Annotated in this window: 2 protein-coding genes; both read left to right on the plus strand. The window is 70.7% G+C overall.

Annotation, left to right across the window (positions count from 1 at the left end; all coding sequences use genetic code 11):
- On the plus strand, positions 1–561 hold a 561-nt coding region (locus ALA01S_RS31115; protein ID WP_305765096.1), incomplete at its 5' end, for a glycine cleavage T C-terminal barrel domain-containing protein.
- Positions 554–1,141, plus strand: a 588-nt coding sequence (locus ALA01S_RS31120) for a sarcosine oxidase subunit gamma (RefSeq protein ID WP_066343652.1), incomplete at its 3' end; no start/stop codon positions are given. The genes ALA01S_RS31115 and ALA01S_RS31120, both read left to right, overlap by 8 nt.

Raw genomic sequence — 1,141 nt, forward strand, 5'->3', positions numbered from 1 at the left:
AGTTACGAGCTCAACGTGGAGTCCGGCTACGGCCAGGCGCTGTGGGAAGCCGTGATGGCCGCGGGCGCGGACTTCGACATCACGCCCTACGGCACGGAGACCATGCACGTGCTGCGCGCGGAGAAGGGCTTCATCATCGTGGGCCAGGACACGGACGGCTCCATGACGCCGCACGACCTGGCCATGGGCTGGGCGGTGAGCACCAAGAAGAAGTACAGCTTCCTGGGCCAGCGCTCGCTCTCGCGCAGCGACACCACGCGCGTGGACCGCAAGCAGCTCGTGGGGCTGATGCCCGAAGACCCGGCCACGGTGCTGGCCGAAGGGGCGCAGGTCATCGAGGACCCCAATGCCCTCAACCAGCTGCCCGCGCCCATGCTGGGCCACGTCACCAGCAGCTACCACAGCCCGGAGCTGGGCCGCTCCATCGCCATGGCCGTCGTTCGCGGCGGCGCCAAGCGCGAGGGGCAGCGCCTGTACGCCATGGCGCGCGGCCGCGTCACGCCGGTGAAAGTGGTGTCTTCCGTCTTCGTCGATCCCAAGGGGGAGCGTCAACATGCCTAAGCAAGACCTGAACATCGCGGCCGACGCGCTGCGCTCGCCGCTGGCCCACCTGCAGCCCGGCAACGCCGGCAAGGGCGCGACGCTCACCGCTGCGGAGCTGCCCAACCTGGGCTACCTGGTGCTGCGCGGTCGCGCGGACGACGTGGCCTTCATGAGCGGCGTGGCCGGCGTGCTGGGCGCGCCGCTGCCCACGCGCCCGCGCTCGGTGCTGCGCTGCGCCGCGGGCGTGGTGCTGTGGCAGTCGCCTGATGAATGGTGGCTGCTGTGCGCGCGCAACCAGCGCGACCGGCTGCTGGGCGCGCTGGAAGAGGCGCTGCAGGGCTGCTTCGCGCAGGTGGCCGACAACAGCGGCGGCTTCACGGCGTTGCGCCTGGCCGGAGCGCAGCACATGCAACTGCTGCACCACCTGAGCCCGTATGACTTCGGCGCGCTGGCGGTGGGCGACTGCGTCTCCACCGTCATGAGCAAGGCCAGCTTCACCGTGCTGCGCAGCGACGCGCAGGGCGTGGCGCTGGTGTTCCGGCGCAGCTTCGCGGACTACATCTGGAAGCTCATCGAGCGCACGGCGCGGCCCTACGGG

It is taken from the genome of Azohydromonas lata NBRC 102462, from assembly GCF_001571085.1.
GTDB classification, from domain to species: Bacteria; Pseudomonadota; Gammaproteobacteria; order Burkholderiales; family Burkholderiaceae_C; genus Azohydromonas; species Azohydromonas lata.